This is a genomic window from Streptomyces sp. NBC_00012 (assembly GCF_045040875.1).
Lineage (GTDB): Bacteria > Actinomycetota > Actinomycetes > Streptomycetales > Streptomycetaceae > Streptomyces.
This window is the reverse complement of record NZ_CP108309.1, coordinates 7133195-7149011: the sequence shown is the minus strand read 5'-3', so window position 1 is coordinate 7149011 and position 15817 is coordinate 7133195. Positions and strand designations below refer to the sequence as shown.

The 15817-nt window shown below is 70.1% G+C and carries 13 protein-coding genes and 1 pseudogene; 5 read left to right on the top strand and 9 right to left on the bottom strand.

All coding sequences use genetic code 11. The features are described from left to right. Nucleotides 1-74: 74 nt before the first annotated feature. The 4 genes from ruvX to OHA19_RS32720 are packed head-to-tail and all read right to left on the bottom strand — an operon-like array spanning nucleotide 75 to nucleotide 4033. Nucleotides 75-560: a Holliday junction resolvase RuvX gene (gene ruvX, locus OHA19_RS32735; protein WP_405752511.1), complete on the bottom strand. Its 486-nt coding sequence runs from the start codon at nucleotides 558-560 to the stop codon at nucleotides 75-77. Further along, nucleotides 557-3226 (bottom strand): alanine--tRNA ligase, encoded by a 2670-nt coding sequence (gene alaS, locus OHA19_RS32730; protein WP_405710750.1) that lies wholly within the window; start codon nucleotides 3224-3226, stop codon nucleotides 557-559. The genes ruvX and alaS overlap by 4 nt, the downstream gene beginning before the upstream one ends. Beyond that, nucleotides 3226-3588 carry a DUF6167 family protein gene (locus tag OHA19_RS32725; RefSeq protein WP_405752508.1) on the bottom strand — a complete coding sequence of 121 codons (363 nt, stop codon included), beginning with the start codon at nucleotides 3586-3588 and terminating at the stop codon, nucleotides 3226-3228. The genes alaS and OHA19_RS32725 overlap by 1 nt, the downstream gene beginning before the upstream one ends. A gap of 7 nt (nucleotides 3589-3595) precedes the next feature. Next, nucleotides 3596-4033, bottom strand: coding sequence for a DUF948 domain-containing protein (locus OHA19_RS32720; protein ID WP_405710754.1), 438 nt, complete (start codon nucleotides 4031-4033; stop codon nucleotides 3596-3598). A 206-nt stretch (nucleotides 4034-4239) separates the two neighbouring features. Between OHA19_RS32720 and OHA19_RS32715 the strand changes: the two are divergent. Further along, nucleotides 4240-6442: pseudogene (locus OHA19_RS32715) on the top strand (ATP-binding protein). Between the two features lie 17 nt (nucleotides 6443-6459). On the opposite strand, the gene rpsD reads toward OHA19_RS32715, so the two are convergent. Beyond that, nucleotides 6460-7074: a 30S ribosomal protein S4 gene (rpsD, locus tag OHA19_RS32710; RefSeq protein ID WP_093541052.1), complete on the bottom strand. Its 615-nt coding sequence runs from the start codon at nucleotides 7072-7074 to the stop codon at nucleotides 6460-6462. A 188-nt stretch (nucleotides 7075-7262) separates the two neighbouring features. Here rpsD and OHA19_RS32705 point away from each other — a divergent pair, with 188 nt between their 5' ends. After that, nucleotides 7263-7964: a DUF2470 domain-containing protein gene (locus OHA19_RS32705; RefSeq protein ID WP_405710756.1), complete on the top strand. Its 702-nt coding sequence runs from the start codon at nucleotides 7263-7265 to the stop codon at nucleotides 7962-7964. A gap of 24 nt (nucleotides 7965-7988) precedes the next feature. Here the strand turns inward: OHA19_RS32705 and OHA19_RS32700 are convergent, their stop codons facing one another. The 4 genes from OHA19_RS32700 to OHA19_RS32685 form a co-directional block, all read right to left on the bottom strand. Next, nucleotides 7989-9368 (bottom strand): replication-associated recombination protein A, encoded by a 1380-nt coding sequence (locus OHA19_RS32700; protein ID WP_405710758.1) that lies wholly within the window; start codon nucleotides 9366-9368, stop codon nucleotides 7989-7991. Between the two features lie 69 nt (nucleotides 9369-9437). Further along, nucleotides 9438-10073 carry a vitamin K epoxide reductase family protein gene (locus tag OHA19_RS32695; protein WP_405710760.1) on the bottom strand — a complete coding sequence of 212 codons (636 nt, stop codon included), beginning with the start codon at nucleotides 10071-10073 and terminating at the stop codon, nucleotides 9438-9440. A gap of 511 nt (nucleotides 10074-10584) precedes the next feature. Next, nucleotides 10585-11847 (bottom strand): histidine--tRNA ligase, encoded by a 1263-nt coding sequence (gene hisS, locus OHA19_RS32690; RefSeq protein WP_405710762.1) that lies wholly within the window; start codon nucleotides 11845-11847, stop codon nucleotides 10585-10587. 13 nt (nucleotides 11848-11860) lie between these two features. After that, on the bottom strand, nucleotides 11861-12547 hold the full coding sequence (locus OHA19_RS32685; RefSeq protein ID WP_266917225.1) for an MBL fold metallo-hydrolase: 687 nt from the start codon (nucleotides 12545-12547) through the stop codon (nucleotides 11861-11863). 150 nt (nucleotides 12548-12697) lie between these two features. Between OHA19_RS32685 and OHA19_RS32680 the strand changes: the two genes are divergently transcribed. From OHA19_RS32680 to OHA19_RS32670, 3 genes are all read left to right on the top strand, one after another. Continuing rightward, the gene (locus OHA19_RS32680; RefSeq protein WP_405710765.1) at nucleotides 12698-13489 is read left to right on the top strand and encodes a peptidylprolyl isomerase; all 792 of its coding nucleotides are present in this window, start codon (nucleotides 12698-12700) and stop codon (nucleotides 13487-13489) included. Between the two features lie 184 nt (nucleotides 13490-13673). Beyond that, nucleotides 13674-14903 (top strand): DUF349 domain-containing protein, encoded by a 1230-nt coding sequence (locus tag OHA19_RS32675; protein WP_405710767.1) that lies wholly within the window; start codon nucleotides 13674-13676, stop codon nucleotides 14901-14903. A 299-nt stretch (nucleotides 14904-15202) separates the two neighbouring features. Then, the gene (locus tag OHA19_RS32670; protein ID WP_405752506.1) at nucleotides 15203-15808 is read left to right on the top strand and encodes an ALF repeat-containing protein; all 606 of its coding nucleotides are present in this window, start codon (nucleotides 15203-15205) and stop codon (nucleotides 15806-15808) included. Nucleotides 15809-15817: the final 9 nt, after the last annotated feature.

Genomic DNA, 15817 nt, shown 5'->3' with positions numbered 1-15817 from the left:
CGACGTTCCGTCTCTTGCTGTGCGGTGTTTGTTCGAAGCACCGCCGCATCGCGCGGAACGTTACCGTATCGCGATCAGGCAACCACTTCGACGCCTTCGCCCGGGGCCCGGCCCGACGCGCGTTCGGACTCCAGAGCGTTCTGAAGGATCACCACAGCGGCAGCTTGATCGATGACGGATCGGCCTTTCTTGGACTTCACGCCCGAAGCGCGCAGCCCCTGACTGGCCGTAACTGTGGTCATCCTCTCGTCCACCAGTCGCACCGGAATGGGTGCGACCGCGCGGGCGACCTCCTGGGCGAAGACCCGGATCTTGGCGGCGGCGGGTCCCTCACCGCCGCCGAGGGACCGCGGCAGGCCGATGATGATCTCGATCGGCTCGTACTCCTCGACGATCTGTCCGAGCCGCCGGTGGGCCGCCGGGACATCACGTCCCGGAACGGTCTCCACCGGCGTGGCGAGAATCCCGTCGGGGTCGCACGAGGCGACCCCGATCCGGGCGTCCCCGACGTCGATCGCGACACGACGACCGCGGCGCATCTGCGTCATTCCCGTCGTCACGCCGTCTCGGTGACGAGGCGTTCGACGGCGGACACCGCGGCGCCGATGGCCTCCGGGTCCTGGCCGCCGCCCTGGGCGACGTCCGGCTTGCCGCCACCGCCGCCGCCGAGGGTCTTGGCCGCGGTACGGACCAGGTCTCCGGCCTTGAGACCACGCTCGCGGGCGGCCTCATTGGTGGCGATGACGGTCAGCGGGCGGCCGTTGGCCGTGGTGAACAGGGCCACGACGGCCGGACGGCCGCCCTGGATGCGGCCCCGGACATCGAGGACGAGCTTGCGGAGATCGTCGGCCGTCGTGCCGTCGGGGACCTGGCCGGTGACCAGGGCGACGCCGCGTACGTCCTTGGCGGACTCCACCAGTCCGGCGGCGGCCTGGAGGACCTTCTCCGCGCGGAACTTCTCGATCTCCTTCTCGGCGTCCTTCAGCTTGCCGAGCATTCCGGCGATCTTCTCCGGGAGCTCCTCGGGACGCCCCTTGACCAGCTCCTGGAGCTGGGCGACGACCGTGTGCTCCTTGGCGAGGAAGTTGTACGCGTCGACGCCGACGAGGGCCTCGATGCGACGCACACCGGATCCGATGGACGATTCGCCGAGCAGCTTCACCAGGCCCAGCTGGGCGGTGTTGTGGACGTGCGTACCGCCGCAGAGCTCCTTGGAGAAGTCGCCGATGGTGACGACCCGGACGCGCTCCCCGTACTTCTCGCCGAACTCGGCGATGGCGCCCTGCTTCTTGGCCTCGTCGATCGACATGACCTCGGCCTGGACGTCGAGTTCGCGCGAGAGCACGTCGTTGATCTTCTGCTCGACGTCGGTCATGACCGAGCCGGGAACGGCGTTCGGCGAGCCGAAGTCGAAGCGGAAGCGGCCGGGCTGGTTCTCGGAACCGGCCTGGGCGGCCGTCGGGCCGAGTGCGTCACGCAGGGCCTGGTGCGTGAGGTGCGTGGCGGAGTGGGCGCGGGCGATGGCACGGCGGCGCTTGACGTCGATCGAGGCGAGGACCGGAGCGCCGACGGTGACCTCGCCGACCTGGACGACACCCTTGTGGACGTGGACGCCGGGAACCGGCTTCTGGACGTCGCGGACCTCGATGACGGCGCCGGTGTCGAGCCTGATCCGGCCCTGGTCGGCGATCTGGCCGCCGCCCTCGGCGTAGAACGGGGTGCGGTCGAGGACCACCTCGACCTCGTCACCCTCGGACGCGGCCGGGGAGGACACACCGTCGACGAGGAGGCCGACGATGGTCGACTCCCCCTCGGTGGCGGTGTAGCCGGTGAAGTCGGTGGCGCCGGAGCTGTCGGCGACCTCGCGGTAGGCGGACAGGTCGGCGTGGCCGGTCTTCTTGGCGCGGGCGTCCGCCTTGGCGCGGTCCCGCTGCTCCTTCATCAGGCGGCGGAAGCCCTCCTCGTCCACCGAGAGGCCCTGTTCGGCGGCCATCTCCAGGGTGAGGTCGATCGGGAAGCCCCAGGTGTCGTGGAGCAGGAACGCCTTGTCGCCGGCGAGGACCCTGCCGCCGGCGGCCTTGGTCTCGGTGACGGCGGTGTCGAGGATGTTGGTGCCGCCCTTGAGGGCCTTGAGGAAGGCGGCCTCCTCGGCGAGGGCGACGGTCTCGATGCGCTTGCGGTCGGTGATGAGCTCCGGGTACTGCTGCCCCATCGTCTCGATCACGACGTCGACCAGGTCCTTGACGACCGGTCCGGTGGCGCCCAGCAGCCGCATGTTGCGGATGGCCCGGCGCATGATCCGGCGCAACACGTAGCCGCGGCCCTCGTTGCCCGGCGTGACGCCGTCGCCGATGAGCATCACGGAGGTACGGATGTGGTCGGCGACCACGCGGAGCGAGACGTCCGAGCCGTGGTCCGCGCCGTACCGGACGCCGGTCAGCTCGGTGGCCCGGTCCATGACGACGCGCAGGGTGTCGGTCTCGTACATGTTCTGTACGCCCTGCAGGATCATGGCGAGGCGTTCCAGGCCCAGACCCGTGTCGATGTTCTTCGACGGCAGGTCGCCGAGGATCGGGAAGTCCTCCTTGCCGTCACCGGCGCCGCGCTCGTACTGCATGAAGACCAGGTTCCAGATCTCCACGTACCGCTCGTCGTTGACGGCCGGGCCGCCCTCGACGCCGAACTCGGGGCCGCGGTCGTAGTTGATCTCGGAACAGGGGCCGCAGGGTCCGGGGACGCCCATGGACCAGAAGTTGTCCTTCTTGCCCAGCCGCTGGATGCGCTCGGCCGGCACACCGATCTTGTCCCGCCAGATGGCCTCGGCCTCGTCGTCGTCGAGGTAGACCGTGATCCACAGCCGCTCGGGGTCCAGGCCGAAGCCGCCGTCCGCCACGGAGCTCGTCAGAGCCTCCCAGGCGTAGCCGATGGCGCCTTCCTTGAAGTAGTCGCCGAAGGAGAAGTTGCCGCACATCTGGAAGAACGTGCCGTGCCGGGTGGTCTTGCCGACCTCTTCGATGTCCGGCGTACGGACGCACTTCTGCACGCTGGTGACGCGCGGGGCGGGCGGCTTGACCTCGCCGAGGAAGTACGGCTTGAACGGAACCATGCCCGCGGGGACCAGCAGCAGAGTCGGGTCGTCCGCGATGAGCGACGCCGAAGGGACGACGGTGTGACCGCGCTCCTCGAAGAAGCTCAGCCAGCGGCGACGAATTTCAGCCGACTCCATCAGTGGTCCTCATTCCGGTTGTACGACTTGTAGGGGAGCTTGCGGTGTTCGGTGGCCCCGAGGGACCTTTCGGGTCCGACGGGCTCGGACGCCTCGACGACGTAGTGCCGCCGGATCGGGAGGTCCTGGTCGACCGGCGCCTCCAGGCCCAGCACCTCGCCCAGTTCGGCTTCGCGGCGGGCCATGGACTCGCGGACGTCCAGGGCGAAGTCCTTGAGCTTGTGCCCCGTCTCGATCGCCCGGTCCGCGGCCTGCGCCGCGAGGCTCTCGGGGGTCAGCTGCTTGAGCTTCCGGTTGACCTTGGCGGTGGCCCAGACACCGGCGGCGGCGCCTGCGGTGAACCAGAACGTACGGCGGAACATGGCTGCGTCAGTCCTTCGATCCGCGGGAGTTTCTGCCGTTGCGCTTCCGTCCGCGCGCGGACGGCACGGTGCGGCCGACGACCACCGCGCGGCGGGCGGGTTCCGGTTCGGGGTCGGCCCTGCGGCCGATCGCCCGCCGCACCCCGTAACCGAAGGCGGCGACCTTGACGAGCGGGCCGCCGAAGGTCGAGGCGACGGTGGTGGAGAGCGCGGAGGCGTTCGAGGTGACTTCCTGCACGTCCGTCGCGATCGCGTCGACCTTGTCGAGCTGGGTCTGCGCGGAACGCACGGTCGCGGAGGCGTCGGCCAGCAGCGGGACGGCCTGCTCGGTCACGTCCGCCACGAGCTTGGTGGTCGCCCTGAGCGTCTGGGCCAGCCTCACCAGCACGACGGCGAGGAACGAAACCAGGATCGCCCAGAAGACGGCCACCAGGATCCCGGCCACCTCTCCACCGGACACAGTGCACCGCTCTCTAGCTTGTCGCTGTCTCTGTCTGTCTCTCCGGCGACGGCCGTCGCAGCGGCCGGTCGTCGTCCCCCGAGCCTATCGCGCCGGTGGTCGCACCCCGTACCGCATTACCCGCGGAAAAGACGGGCGTTGCCATAAGGAGATTGTACGGAGAGCTTTCGGGCCAGTACTCTGCGTGTCTCATGCGACGCCCCCAGCGCTCCGTTCCGTCCCCCCACGATCCGAGTGCCCCCACCGCGCCCGGACATCTCCCGGCGGAACTGAACAGATTCGTGGGACGGGAGAACGAACTCGTCCGTCTCGCTCAGCTCCTGGACGAGTCCAGGCTCGTCACCATGGTCGGCGTGGGCGGCGTGGGCAAGACCCGCTGCGCCGCCCGGATCGCCGCACTTCTGGAGAAACGGTACTGCGACGGTGTCCGGATGGCCGAGCTCTCCGCCGTCCACGACCCCGAACTGCTGGAACACGCTCTGGTCGACGCCCTGGGCCTGACCGACCACACCAGCAGACCGCCCCGCACGACCCTCGTCGAGCACCTGGCCGGGCGTCGGCTCCTCCTGGTGATCGATGGCTTCGAGCACCTGGTGGACGCCTGCGCCGAACTCGTACGCGTACTTCTGCGCCGGGCTCCGCACCTGCGAGTGCTGGCCGCCGGGCGGCTGCCGCTGGAGCTGGGCGGGGAGGTCGTGTTTCCGCTCCCGCCGATGACGGACGAGGACGCGATGCTGCTCTTCGCCGAGCGGGCCGTCGACGTACGGCCGGACTTCCGGCTGACCGACGAGAACCGCTCGACCACGCTGGAGCTGTGCCGCCGCCTGGACGGCATCCCGCTCGCGCTGGAGCTGGCCGCCGGACGGCTGCGCGCCCTGTCCACCGTCCAGGTCCTGCAACGCCTGGACGACCGCTTCCGGCTGCTGACCGGTTCGAGCCGCAGCGCGCCGGCACGCCACCAGACGCTCCGCACGGCCATCGGCTGGAGCCATGAACTCTGCGCTCCGGAGCAGCGGTTGCTCTGGGCGCGGCTCTCGGTCTTCGCCGGACAGTTCGACCTGGAGGCCGTCGAGTACATCTGCACCGGCGCCGATCTGCCGGCCGAGTCGGTGCTCGACGTGCTCTCCGGGCTGCTGGCGCAGTCCGTCGTGCTGCGCGAGGACTCGGCACACGGCACCCGCTACCGGATGCTGGACACGGTGCGGGAGTACGGCGCCGAGTGGCTGGCGGCCACCGATGACACGGACCGGCTGCGGCGCCGGCACCGGGACTGGTTCCTGGGGCTGGCGACCTGGTGCGAGCTCGACTGGTTCAGCCCGCGCCAGGGCGAGGTGGCCGCCCGGGCCGAGAGCGAGCTGCCGAATCTGCGTCAGGCGATGGAGTGTTCGCTGGAGATCCCGGGCGAGGCCCATCTCGCGCAGTATCTGGCGGGCACCCTGTGGTTCCTCTGGGTGGGCTGCGGGCGGCTCTCGGAAGGCCGCCGCTGGCTGGACCACGTACTGGAGGAGGACACCCCGTACGACTCCTCGCGGCTGAAGGCTCTGTGGGTGCTCGGGTACGTGGCCGTGCTGCAGGGCGATCCGGTCGGTGCGGTCTCCGCGCTGCAGGAGTGCCGGGACGAGGCGGAGCGGGCCGGTGACTCCACGGCGCTCGCGTACGCGGTGCACCGGACGGGATGCCTGGCGCTCGTCACCGACGACATGGCCAGGGCCCAGGAGCTGCTGGACGACGCGCTGCGCCGCTACCGGGAGCTCGGCGAGCTGAACAGCAATGTGCTGATGGCCCAGATCGAACTCGCGATGGCGGTCGGCTTCCAGGGCGATCTGGACGGGGCGGCCGCCATCTGCGACGAGGTGAGGGAGATCTGCGAGGACCACGGGGAGCGGTGGGCCCTGTCGTACGCGCTGTATGTGCTGGCCTTCGCGGCGTTGCAGCGCGACCGGCCGAAGCGGGCCCGGGAACTGCTCGGCCAGTCGCTGGCGATCAGTCACGCCTTCCACGATCTGCTCGGCTCGACGCTCGCCCTGGAGCTGCTGGCACTGATCACCGCCGTCGAGGGCGATCCGGCGGAGGCCGCGGTTCTCCAGGGAGCCGCCGACCGGATCTGGCCATCGGTGGGGCTGCCACTGTTCGGATCGGTGCACTACGGGCAGCCCCGGGCGCGCTGCGAGGAGCTGGCCCGGCGGGAGCTGGGCGACAGCCGGTACGAGGCGGGGCTGCGCGCGGGCGGGCTGCTGGATCCGGACGCGGCGGTGGCCAGGGCTCTGGCGAACGGCCCCGCGGGCCGCGCGGACACTCCGGAGCGGCTGCCCGGGACGCTGCCGGGTCCACGGGAAAACGCTCAGGCCCGCCGCCTCCCGTACATCCGGGAGGGGCGGGCCTGAGCGCTGGTGAGAGCGGCTACGCCTGGATCAGCGGGCGTAGTACTCGACGACGAGCTGCTCGTCGCAGATCACGGGGATTTCCTTGCGGTTCGGGTCCCGGTCAAGGCGGAAGGCCAGGGCCTTCAGGTTCACCTGCAGGTAGCGCGGGGTCTCACCGTCGGTGTCGTAGCCACCCTCGCGGGCCACCTGGAAGGGGTGCTTGTCGCGGCTGCGCTCGCGGACCATCACGATGTCGTCGGGACGGACGCGGAACGACGGCTTGTCGACCTTGCCACCGTTGACCTCGATGTGACCGTGCACGACCATCTGACGGGCCTGGTAGATGGTGCGGGCGATGCCCGAACGCAGGACCAGCGCGTCGAGACGGCGCTCGAGCTCGACGACCAGCGCCTCGCCCGTCTTGCCCTCGGCCTTCTTGGCGCGGTCGTACGCGCGCGCCATCTGACGCTCGCTGATGTCGTACTGGGCACGCAGACGCTGCTTCTCCAGCAGACGGACCTTGTAGTCCGAGTTCTGCTTGCGCCCACGGCCGTGCTCGCCCGGCGGGTAGGGGCGGGCCTCGAAGTACTTGACGGCCTTCGGCGTCAGCGCGATGCCGAGCGCGCGGCTCTTCTTGACCTTGGGACGCGACTGGTTAGGCACGTTCTCCAGACCTCCGTTGTAGGTTAGGTTAGGCTCACCTTACTTGAGGAGATCGCATGTCTCGCCCGGGGAACACCAGTCACATCACGGACAGCACTGACAGCGTCGACACCTCTCGGGGTGCCGATACGACGGAGGACCGATCAGATCGTGGTCAGCCGCGTCCCAGCGGGCTTGAAAACACTCGGATGCCGTCAGCAGCCGAGCGCACACGAACTCTCGTACAGAGTACCTGCTCGTCGGTACTGCTCATCCCCGGGCCGGCGACGGCGGCCTCGGATCAGCTGATGCCGCTCGCCACGAGCGTCGGCCCCGACGGCGATCTGTTCCTCGAGCTCCCCGCCGATTCCCCGGCCGTACGGACCGCGACGCACGCCGAGGACGACGAGCTGACGGCCGTGCTGGAGATCACGGACGTCGCCCCGGTCTCCGTCCCGCACCGGATCCGCGGCCGCGCGTGGGTCTCGGGGCGGCTCACCGCCGTACCCGGCCTGTCGGGGCCCGGCCGGATGACGCTTCGGCTGGAGACGGGCGAGGCGTACGTCGACGATCTGTGGGGCGCCGAAGAGGTCGGGCCGGAGGCATTCCGGGACGCGGCACCCGATCCGCTGATCGGGTACGAGGCGGAGCTGCTGCAGCATCTGCACACGGCGCACGGCGAGCAGCTGGCTTCGCTGTGCGGGCTGCTGGGCGAACGGACGAAGGGCCGCTGCCCGGCCCACCTGCCTTCCGTCGTACCGCTCGCGCTGGACCGGCACGGGCTGCGGCTGCGGCTGTGCGAGGACCGGGGGCAGTGCTACGACGTCCGCTTCGAGTTCCCCGCGCCGGTGCGGGACGCCGACGAACTGCGCGACGCCATGTACACGCTCTTCGAGGCCGCGGCGCACTGAACGGGGGCGCCGCCCCGTGCGGCCTCAGCCCGCGGACGGGCCGGTGCCGTCGCCGGCCGTGCGGCCGAGCCGCTCACGGACCCGCTCCACCACATCCGCGTAGCGTGCCTCCGCGCCGTAGCGCGTGGGACGGTAGTAGTGCTTGTCGCGCACCGCGTCCGGTGCGTACTGCTGGGTGGCGATGCCGCCGGGGACATCGTGCGGATACACATAGCCCTGGGCGTGGCCCAGCTTGGCGGCGCCCTTGTAGTGGCCGTCGCGCAGATGGGCCGGGACAGGCCCCGCCAGGCCGTTGCGCACGTCCTCCTGGGCGGCGGAGATCGCCAGCGTCGCCGCGTTGGACTTGGGGGCGAGAGCCAGGGCGATGGTGGCATGGCTCAGGATGAGCGCCGCCTCCGGGAAACCGATCATGGCGACCGCCTGGGCGGCCGCGACGGCGGTGGGCAGCGCCGTGGGGTCGGCGAGGCCGATGTCCTCGCTGGCCGAGATCATCAGCCGTCGCCCGATGAACCGGGGGTCCTCCCCCGCCTCGATCATCCGGGCCAGGTAGTGCAGCGCGGCATCCACGTCGGAGCCGCGGATCGACTTGATGAGCGCGCTCGCCACGTCGTAGTGCTGGTCGCCGTCCCGGTCGTACTTGACGGCCGCGCGGTCGACGGTCTCCTCCAGGGTCAGGAGGCTGATCTCCTTCTCCTGCTTGGCCAGCGCGGCACCGGCCGCGGCCTCCAGTGCGGTCAGCGCCCGGCGGGCGTCGCCGCCCGCGATCCGCAGCAGATGTGCCTCGGCCTCCTCCGGCAGCGTCACCGCGCCGCCGAGCCCCCGCTCGTCGGCCAGGGCGCGCCCGAGCAGCCCGCGCAGATCGTCGTCGGTGAGCGATTCGAGGGTGAGCAGCAGCGAACGGGACAGCAGCGGCGAGATGATCGAGAAGTACGGATTCTCGGTGGTCGCCGCGATCAGCGTCACCCAGCGGTTCTCCACCGCCGGCAGCAGGGAGTCCTGCTGTGCCTTGGAGAAGCGGTGGATCTCGTCGAGGAAGAGGACGGTCTCCTTGCCGTAGCCGCCGGTGGCCCTGCGGGCGCCCTCGATGACGGCGCGCACTTCCTTGACGCCCGCGGTGATCGCGGAGAGCTCGACGAAGCGCTTGTTGGTGGCCTTGCTGACCACGTACGCCAGAGTCGTCTTCCCGATGCCGGGCGGGCCCCAGAGGATCACCGACGACGGGCCTGCCGGCCCGCCGTTCCCCTCGCCGACCAGGCGGCGCAGTGGCGAGCCCGGCTTGAGCAGATGCTGCTGGCCGACGACCTCGTCGAGGGTGCGGGGGCGCATCCGGACAGCCAGTGGGCTGCTGGACGGGTCCTTCTCCTGGCGGTCTTCGGCTGCTGCGGTAAAGAGGTCGGGCTCCACGTTTTGAAGCCTATGCCACGACACTGACATCCCCGCCGGGCCGGTCGCCCGGCAGAGCCCTGGGGTCCGTCAGCTGGTCCAGAAGTCCCACCAGCGGGTCAGGATCAGCATGCCGATGACGCCGACCCACAGGACCGGCGGCACCCAGTGGAACTCCGTCAGACCATTGCGCAGCCAGTTCGGCGCGGGAATGATCCGGTGCTTGATGTTGTGCGTGGTGACGTAGCAGAACATGAAGATCGTGGCGACCCAGGCCAGGCAGCACCAGAGGCAGAGCGAGTTGATGTTGTAGAGCGACTGGTACTGGAGCCAGGTGCAGAAGCCGACGCCGAACAGGGTGCCGGCGTTCATCCCGAGCCAGTACCAGCTGCGGAAGCGGGCGCCCGCGAGCAGTGCCAGCCCGATTCCGATGATCACGGGGTAGGTGGCCATGCCGAGCATCGGGTTCGGGAAGCCGAAGGCGGCCGCCTGCTCGCTCTTCATGATGTTGCCGCAAGCGACGACCGGGTTGAGGCTGCAGCCCGGTGTGAAGTTGGGGTCCTCCAGCAACTTGAACTTGTCGATGGTGATGACCCAGGCGGCGAGGAGTCCGGCGGCACCCGTGATCACCAGCAGCAGTGCGAGCGCCCGACTGCCGCCGATCGTCTTCTTCCCGCCGTCCTCGTCCTGTTCGGAGGAGGGATGGTCAACCGCTGCAGTCGTCATATCGCCGTTCCATCAGTGAGTGGCCTGCTGGGCACGGTCATTGTGCCGTACCACGGCACAGATCTTCTGTTCGATGGACATAAAGGTGTACCCGAAGGTCTGCGCACGACCGGCGCGGAACGCGGAGGTCTGCGCCGGCTCCGCGCCATGACCGAATTCGCGGTGGAGGTACGCGGACCGGGGAAGCGCTACGCCGAACCGACCGCCACGGACGGCCCGGACCTGGGGATCCGGCCGGGCGAGGGCTTCGGGAGCCCCGGGCCGAACGGGGCGGGAAGATCACGACCGGGGACCCGCAGGGCCGTCGCAGCCGTGACGAAGAGTCCGTCACAGCGCTCGGCGTCGATCCGGCCCGTACCGACCGACGTTGGTGTTCCCGGGCCGGCATCGCCTGCCAGGATGAATCCGCACCCGCCGAGTTGACGGTACGTGAGGCGGTGGCGCGCTTCCCCGCTACCGCCCGAGGTCGGGGGGCCGACGGAAGGATCCCGCCGGCCACCCCGACGACGCCTCAGGCCAGGCGCTCGCGGACCGCCTCGACCGCGCCGGACAGCGGCACGGCCGTCTGCTCGCCGGACTCCATGTCCTTGAGCTGGACGACTCCCTCGGCCAGGTCACGCTCGCCCGCGACGATCGTGAAGCGGGCCCCCGAGCGGTTCGCGCTCTTCATCGCGCCCTTGAGGCCCCGGTTCCCGTACGCGAAGTCCGCCGCCACACCCTCGCGGCGCAGCTGCGTCACGACGCCGAAGAGCACCCGGCGGGCCTCCTCGCCGAGCGGTACCGCGAAGACGCTTGTGGCGGCGGGCAGTTCGAGCTCGATGCCCTCCGCCTCCAGCGCGAGCACCGTACGGTCCACGCCGAGCGCCCAGCCGACCGACGGGAGCGCCGGTCCGCCGATCATCTCGGACAGACCGTCGTAGCGACCGCCGCCGCCCACCGCGGACTGCGAGCCGAGCCCGTCGTGGACGAACTCGAAGGTGGTGCGGGTGTAGTAGTCGAGGCCGCGGACGAGCTTCTCGTCGTCCTCGTAGACCACACCCGCCGCGGAGAGCAGGTCGCGCACCTCCTCGTGGTACGCCTTGCAGGCGTCGCACAGGTAGTCGCGCAGCACCGGAGCACCGGTCAGCTGCTTCTGCACCTCGGGCCGCTTGTCGTCGAGAACCCTCAGCGGGTTGATCTCGATGCGGCGGCGGGTCTCCTCGTCCAGGTCGAGCTCGCGCAGGAAGCCCTGGAGCGCGTCCCGGTAGACGGGGCGGCACTCCTTGTCGCCCAGCGAGTTGAGCAGGATGCGGAAGTCACGCAGACCGAGCGCGCGGTACGCCTGGTCGGCCAGGATGATCAGCTCGGCGTCCAGCACCGGGTCCTCGGCACCGATCGCCTCGGCACCGACCTGCGAGAAGTGGCGGTAGCGCCCCTTCTGCGGCCGCTCGTATCGGTAGTACGAGCCGGAGTACCAGAGCTTCACGGGGAGATTGCCGAGCTTGTGGAGGTTGGCCTCCAGTGCGGCTCGGAGCACGGAGGCGGTGCCCTCGGGGCGCAGGGCCAGCTGGGAGCCGCCCTTGGTGGTGAGGGTGTACATCTCCTTGGTCACGATGTCGGTGGACTCACCGACACCGCGGGAGAAGAGCGCGACGTCCTCGAAGCCGGGTGTCTCGATGTAGCCGTAGCCGGAGTTCTTCAGGGGTGCGGCGATCGCCTCGCGCACCGCAAGGTACTTGGCGGAGTCGGGCGGAGTCAGGTCGTACGTGCCCTTGGGGGCCTTGAAAGTGCTCACGGGAATTCTCTCGTCACATTCCTCGTCGGGGCGCGTCCATGCCGTTCAGGAACGGATTCGAGGCGCGCTCACGGCCGATGGTCGTCTGGGGTCCGTGGCCCGACAGCACCACGGTCGAGTCGTCGAGCGGCAGGCACACACGGGCCAGCGACTCGAGCAGCTCGGCGTGGTCGCCGCCGGGCAGGTCGGTGCGTCCGACGGAGCCGGCGAAGAGCAGGTCGCCCGAGAAGAGGATCTGCGGAACATCCGCGGCCTCGGGCATCCTGAACGTCACCGACCCCTTGGTATGGCCGGGCGCATGCGCGACACCGAACTCCAGACCGGCCAGCTTCAGCAGAGCACCGTCGCTCAGCTCCTTGACGTCGTCCGGCTCCCCGATCGTCAGCTCGCCCATGAGCGGCATCCCGATGGAGCGGCCGAGGGCCTTCTCCGGGTCACTCATCATGTAGCGGTCCTCGGGGTGGATCCAGGCGGGGACGTCGTGCGCGCCGCACACGGGGACGACCGAGGCGACGTGGTCGATGTGGCCGTGGGTCAGTACGACGGCGACGGGCTTCAGCCGATGCTTCTTCAGTGCTTCCTCGACTCCGGCCGCGGCCTGGTGGCCCGGGTCGATGATCACGCACTCCTCGCCTGCGGCCGGGGCGACCAGATAACAGTTGGTCCCCCAGGCCCCTGCGGGGAACCCGGCAATGAGCACGATCGTCCTTAAATGGTCGTCCGACGGCGGATGGCGACTGAGAAGGTCGCGGCAGTTCAGAGCCTACCGGCGCTCCTCATTCCACAGCTAACCCATATACGGTACGGGGCAGCCAAGGCCCCATCACACGACCTACAAGGAGATCACCCGGTGGTCAGCAGCGATCAGCGGCGGCGGCAGCTCGCCAGGGAGAAGTTCGAGCGGCAGCAGCAGCGCCGGGAGGAGGCCCGCCGCAGGACGAGGCGGCTGACGGTCGTCATCGCGTCCGCGGTGGCCGTGGTGGCGGTCGTGGGCGTGGGCTCGTACCTCGCCCTCGGCGACGACGACAAGAAGGACAAGGCGGACGCCGCCGCGAGCGCGAGCCCGTCGGCCGAGGCGTCGCCGGCACCGAGCGAGAGCAAGGCGCCCGAGCCCGCGATGAAGATCGACAAGAAGGCCGAGTACAAGATGTCGCTCGGGACGAGCCAGGGCGACATCGCGTTCACGATGGACGCGGCGAAGACCCCGCACACCGCCAACTCCTTCAAGTCGCTGGCCGACAAGGGCTTCTTCGACGGCACCAAGTGTCACCGGCTGACCACGCAGGGCATCTTCGTCCTGCAGTGCGGTGACCCCAAGGGCGACGGCACGGGCGGTCCCGGCTACACCATCCCCGACGAGAACCTGACCGGGCTGGGCAAGCCGGCCAAGGACGGCATGGTGACCTATCCGGCGGGCACGGTGGCGATGGCGAACGCCGGCCCGCAGACCGGCGGCAGCCAGTTCTTCCTGGTGTACAAGGACAGCAAGCTTCCGCCCAACTACACCCCGTTCGGCACGATGGACGACGCCTCGCTCAAGGCCGTCAAGGACATCGGCGCGGCGGGCGCGGCCGGCGGTGTCCCCGACGGTGCGCCGAAGAAGGAAGTGAAGATCACCAAGGCGGCTGTCGACAAGTCGTGACCGGCCGGCCGACCGGTGGCGGCGAGCGCGGGACGGATTTATTTCGGCCGCGCTGAGTGCGGACAGCCGGGCGGCCGGTCGCCTAGATTGGGCGTTGTGCAGGGCGGGCGCTGCCCGCCCCAGGAAACTGTGGACGATGCCAGGGGGGCGAACCCTCTCGCGGGCATCAGGTGGAGGAGGCGCTGTGAGCAGCGACCCGTGGGGCCGTGTCGATGAGACCGGCACCGTGTACGTGCGGACAGCCGACGGCGAGCAGGTCGTCGGATCGTGGCAGGCGGGTTCCCCCGAGGAGGCTCTGGCCTACTTCGAGCGCAAGTACGAGGGCATTGTGGTCGAGATCGGCCTCCTCGAACGGCGGGTGAAGACCACCGACCTGTCGGCGAAGGACGCGACGACCGCCATCGAGCACTTGCGTCTGCAGGTGGACGAGCATCACGCCGTCGGTGACCTCGACGCGCTGCGCAAGCGGCTCGACGCACTCGTCGCGACGGTCGACTCGCGGCGCGAGGAGCGCAAGGCCCAGAAGGCGAAGCAGACCGACGAGGCGAAGCACGCCAAGGAGGCTCTGGTCGCCGAGGCCGAGGAGCTGGCGCAGAGCGAGCAGTGGCGCTCCGCGGGCGAGCGGCTCCGTGCGCTCGTCGACACGTGGAAGGGCCTGCCGAGGCTCGACCGCAAGTCCGACGACGAGCTGTGGCACCGCTTCTCGCACGCCCGCTCGGCGTTCTCCAAGCGCCGCAAGGCACACTTCGCATCGCTGGACGCCCAGCGCGAGGAGGCCCGCAAGGCCAAGGAGAAGCTGGTCGTCGAGGCGGAGTCGCTCTCCGGGTCCACCGACTGGGGGACCACGGCCGCCCGCTACCGCGACCTGATGACGGAGTGGAAGGCGGCGGGCCGCGCCCAGCGCGAGGCCGAGGACGATCTGTGGAACCGCTTCCGCGGTGCCCAGGACGTCTTCTTCGCCGCCCGCGGCGAGGTCTTCGCCGAGCGGGACGCGGAGCAGGGCGAGAACCTCAAGCTGAAGGAGGAGCTCGCGGTCGAGGCCGAGCGGCTGGTGCCGGTGAAGGACCTGAAGGCGGCCAGGGCCGCGTTCCGGGCCATCAACGAGCGCTGGGAGGCCATCGGCCACGTACCGCGTGACGCCCGCCCGAAGGTGGAGGGGCGGATGCACGCGGTGGAGCGGGCGCTCCAGGAGGCCGAGGAGTCGGAGTGGCGGCGGACGAACCCGGAGGCGCGTGCGCGCGCCGCGGGTCTGACCGGTCAGCTGCAGGCCGCCGTGGACAAGCTGCGTTCGCAGATCGACACGGCCCGCGCCTCGGGCAACAACGCCCGCGCCGACAAGCTCGCCAAGGAGCTGGAGGGCCGGCAGGCGCTGCTGGACCAGGCTCTGAAGGGCCTTGAGGAGTTCGGCGGCTGACACCTCCTGACTCTTCGCCCGAGGGGCTTCCCTGCGTTCGCGCGGGGAAGCCCCTCTCGCGTGCCCGGGCCGTACGCGGCGTTCACCGGTCCCGCCGTGGTGTCGTCACAGCGCGACTGCCGCACGGCGTGGCCCCGGCCGCGACCCGCTGTGCGCGGTCGGCAGCGAGGAGTCGTGGTCACTGCCGGAACCAGGCAGTGATCCGCAGCCGGGGCAGGGACGACAATCACCGCACCGGCGCGCTTCGTGCGGCTGCCGGAATCCTCCGAGATCACCACGTCCTTGAGGCAGGTCCACAGATGAGACTGACCCGTGCCGCTCTGACCGTCGCGGCCACCGCTCTGGCCCCGGCGCTTCTGCTGACCGGCCCGGCCTTCGCCGCCGGGAAAGCTTCCCCGTCCACCGCGTTGTCCACGGCACCGGCGGCCGACGGCTCCGGCACACCGGTGGGTGAGATGTCCGACGACGACCTCCGGATCGCGATCCTGCGCATCCTGGCGGACGAGGACAGCGGCAGGAGGGTCGTCCGGGAGGCCAACGAAGCCCTGGACATCGGCACCACGGAAGCCATGCGGTACTTCCTGGAGACCGGCTACCCCCTGGCCCAGGCCGAGGACGACCAGGTCGCCCTCTTCCGCATCCTCGCCGACCCGGACTCGGGCAAGCGGGTCACCAAGGAAATCAACCAGCTCCTCGACAGCGGGGCCCCGCAGGACATACGGCAGTGGCTGGAGACCAGCTACCGCCTCGCCCAGGCCGAGGACGACCGCGTCGCCCTCTTCCGCATCCTGGCCCGCCCCGACATCAGCGAAGCACTTCGCGCGGCGGTCGGCGAGGCGATCGACGGCACGCCGGAGGAGATGCGGTACTTCCTGGAGTACGGCCAGTACGAGGTCGACGCGTAGCCGGGCACC

Excerpts from the sequence above, each read along its gene's own strand:
- OHA19_RS32670 (WP_405752506.1), top strand. The coding sequence starts at position 15,203 with ATGAGACTGACCCGTGCCGCTCTGACCGTCGCGGCCACCGCTCTGGCC.
- alaS (WP_405710750.1), bottom strand. The coding sequence starts at position 3,226 with ATGGAGTCGGCTGAAATTCGTCGCCGCTGGCTGAGCTTCTTCGAGGAG.
- OHA19_RS32695 (WP_405710760.1), bottom strand. The coding sequence starts at position 10,073 with ATGACGACTGCAGCGGTTGACCATCCCTCCTCCGAACAGGACGAGGAC.
- OHA19_RS32705 (WP_405710756.1), top strand. The coding sequence starts at position 7,263 with ATGCCGTCAGCAGCCGAGCGCACACGAACTCTCGTACAGAGTACCTGC.
- OHA19_RS32725 (WP_405752508.1), bottom strand. The coding sequence starts at position 3,588 with ATGTTCCGCCGTACGTTCTGGTTCACCGCAGGCGCCGCCGCCGGTGTC.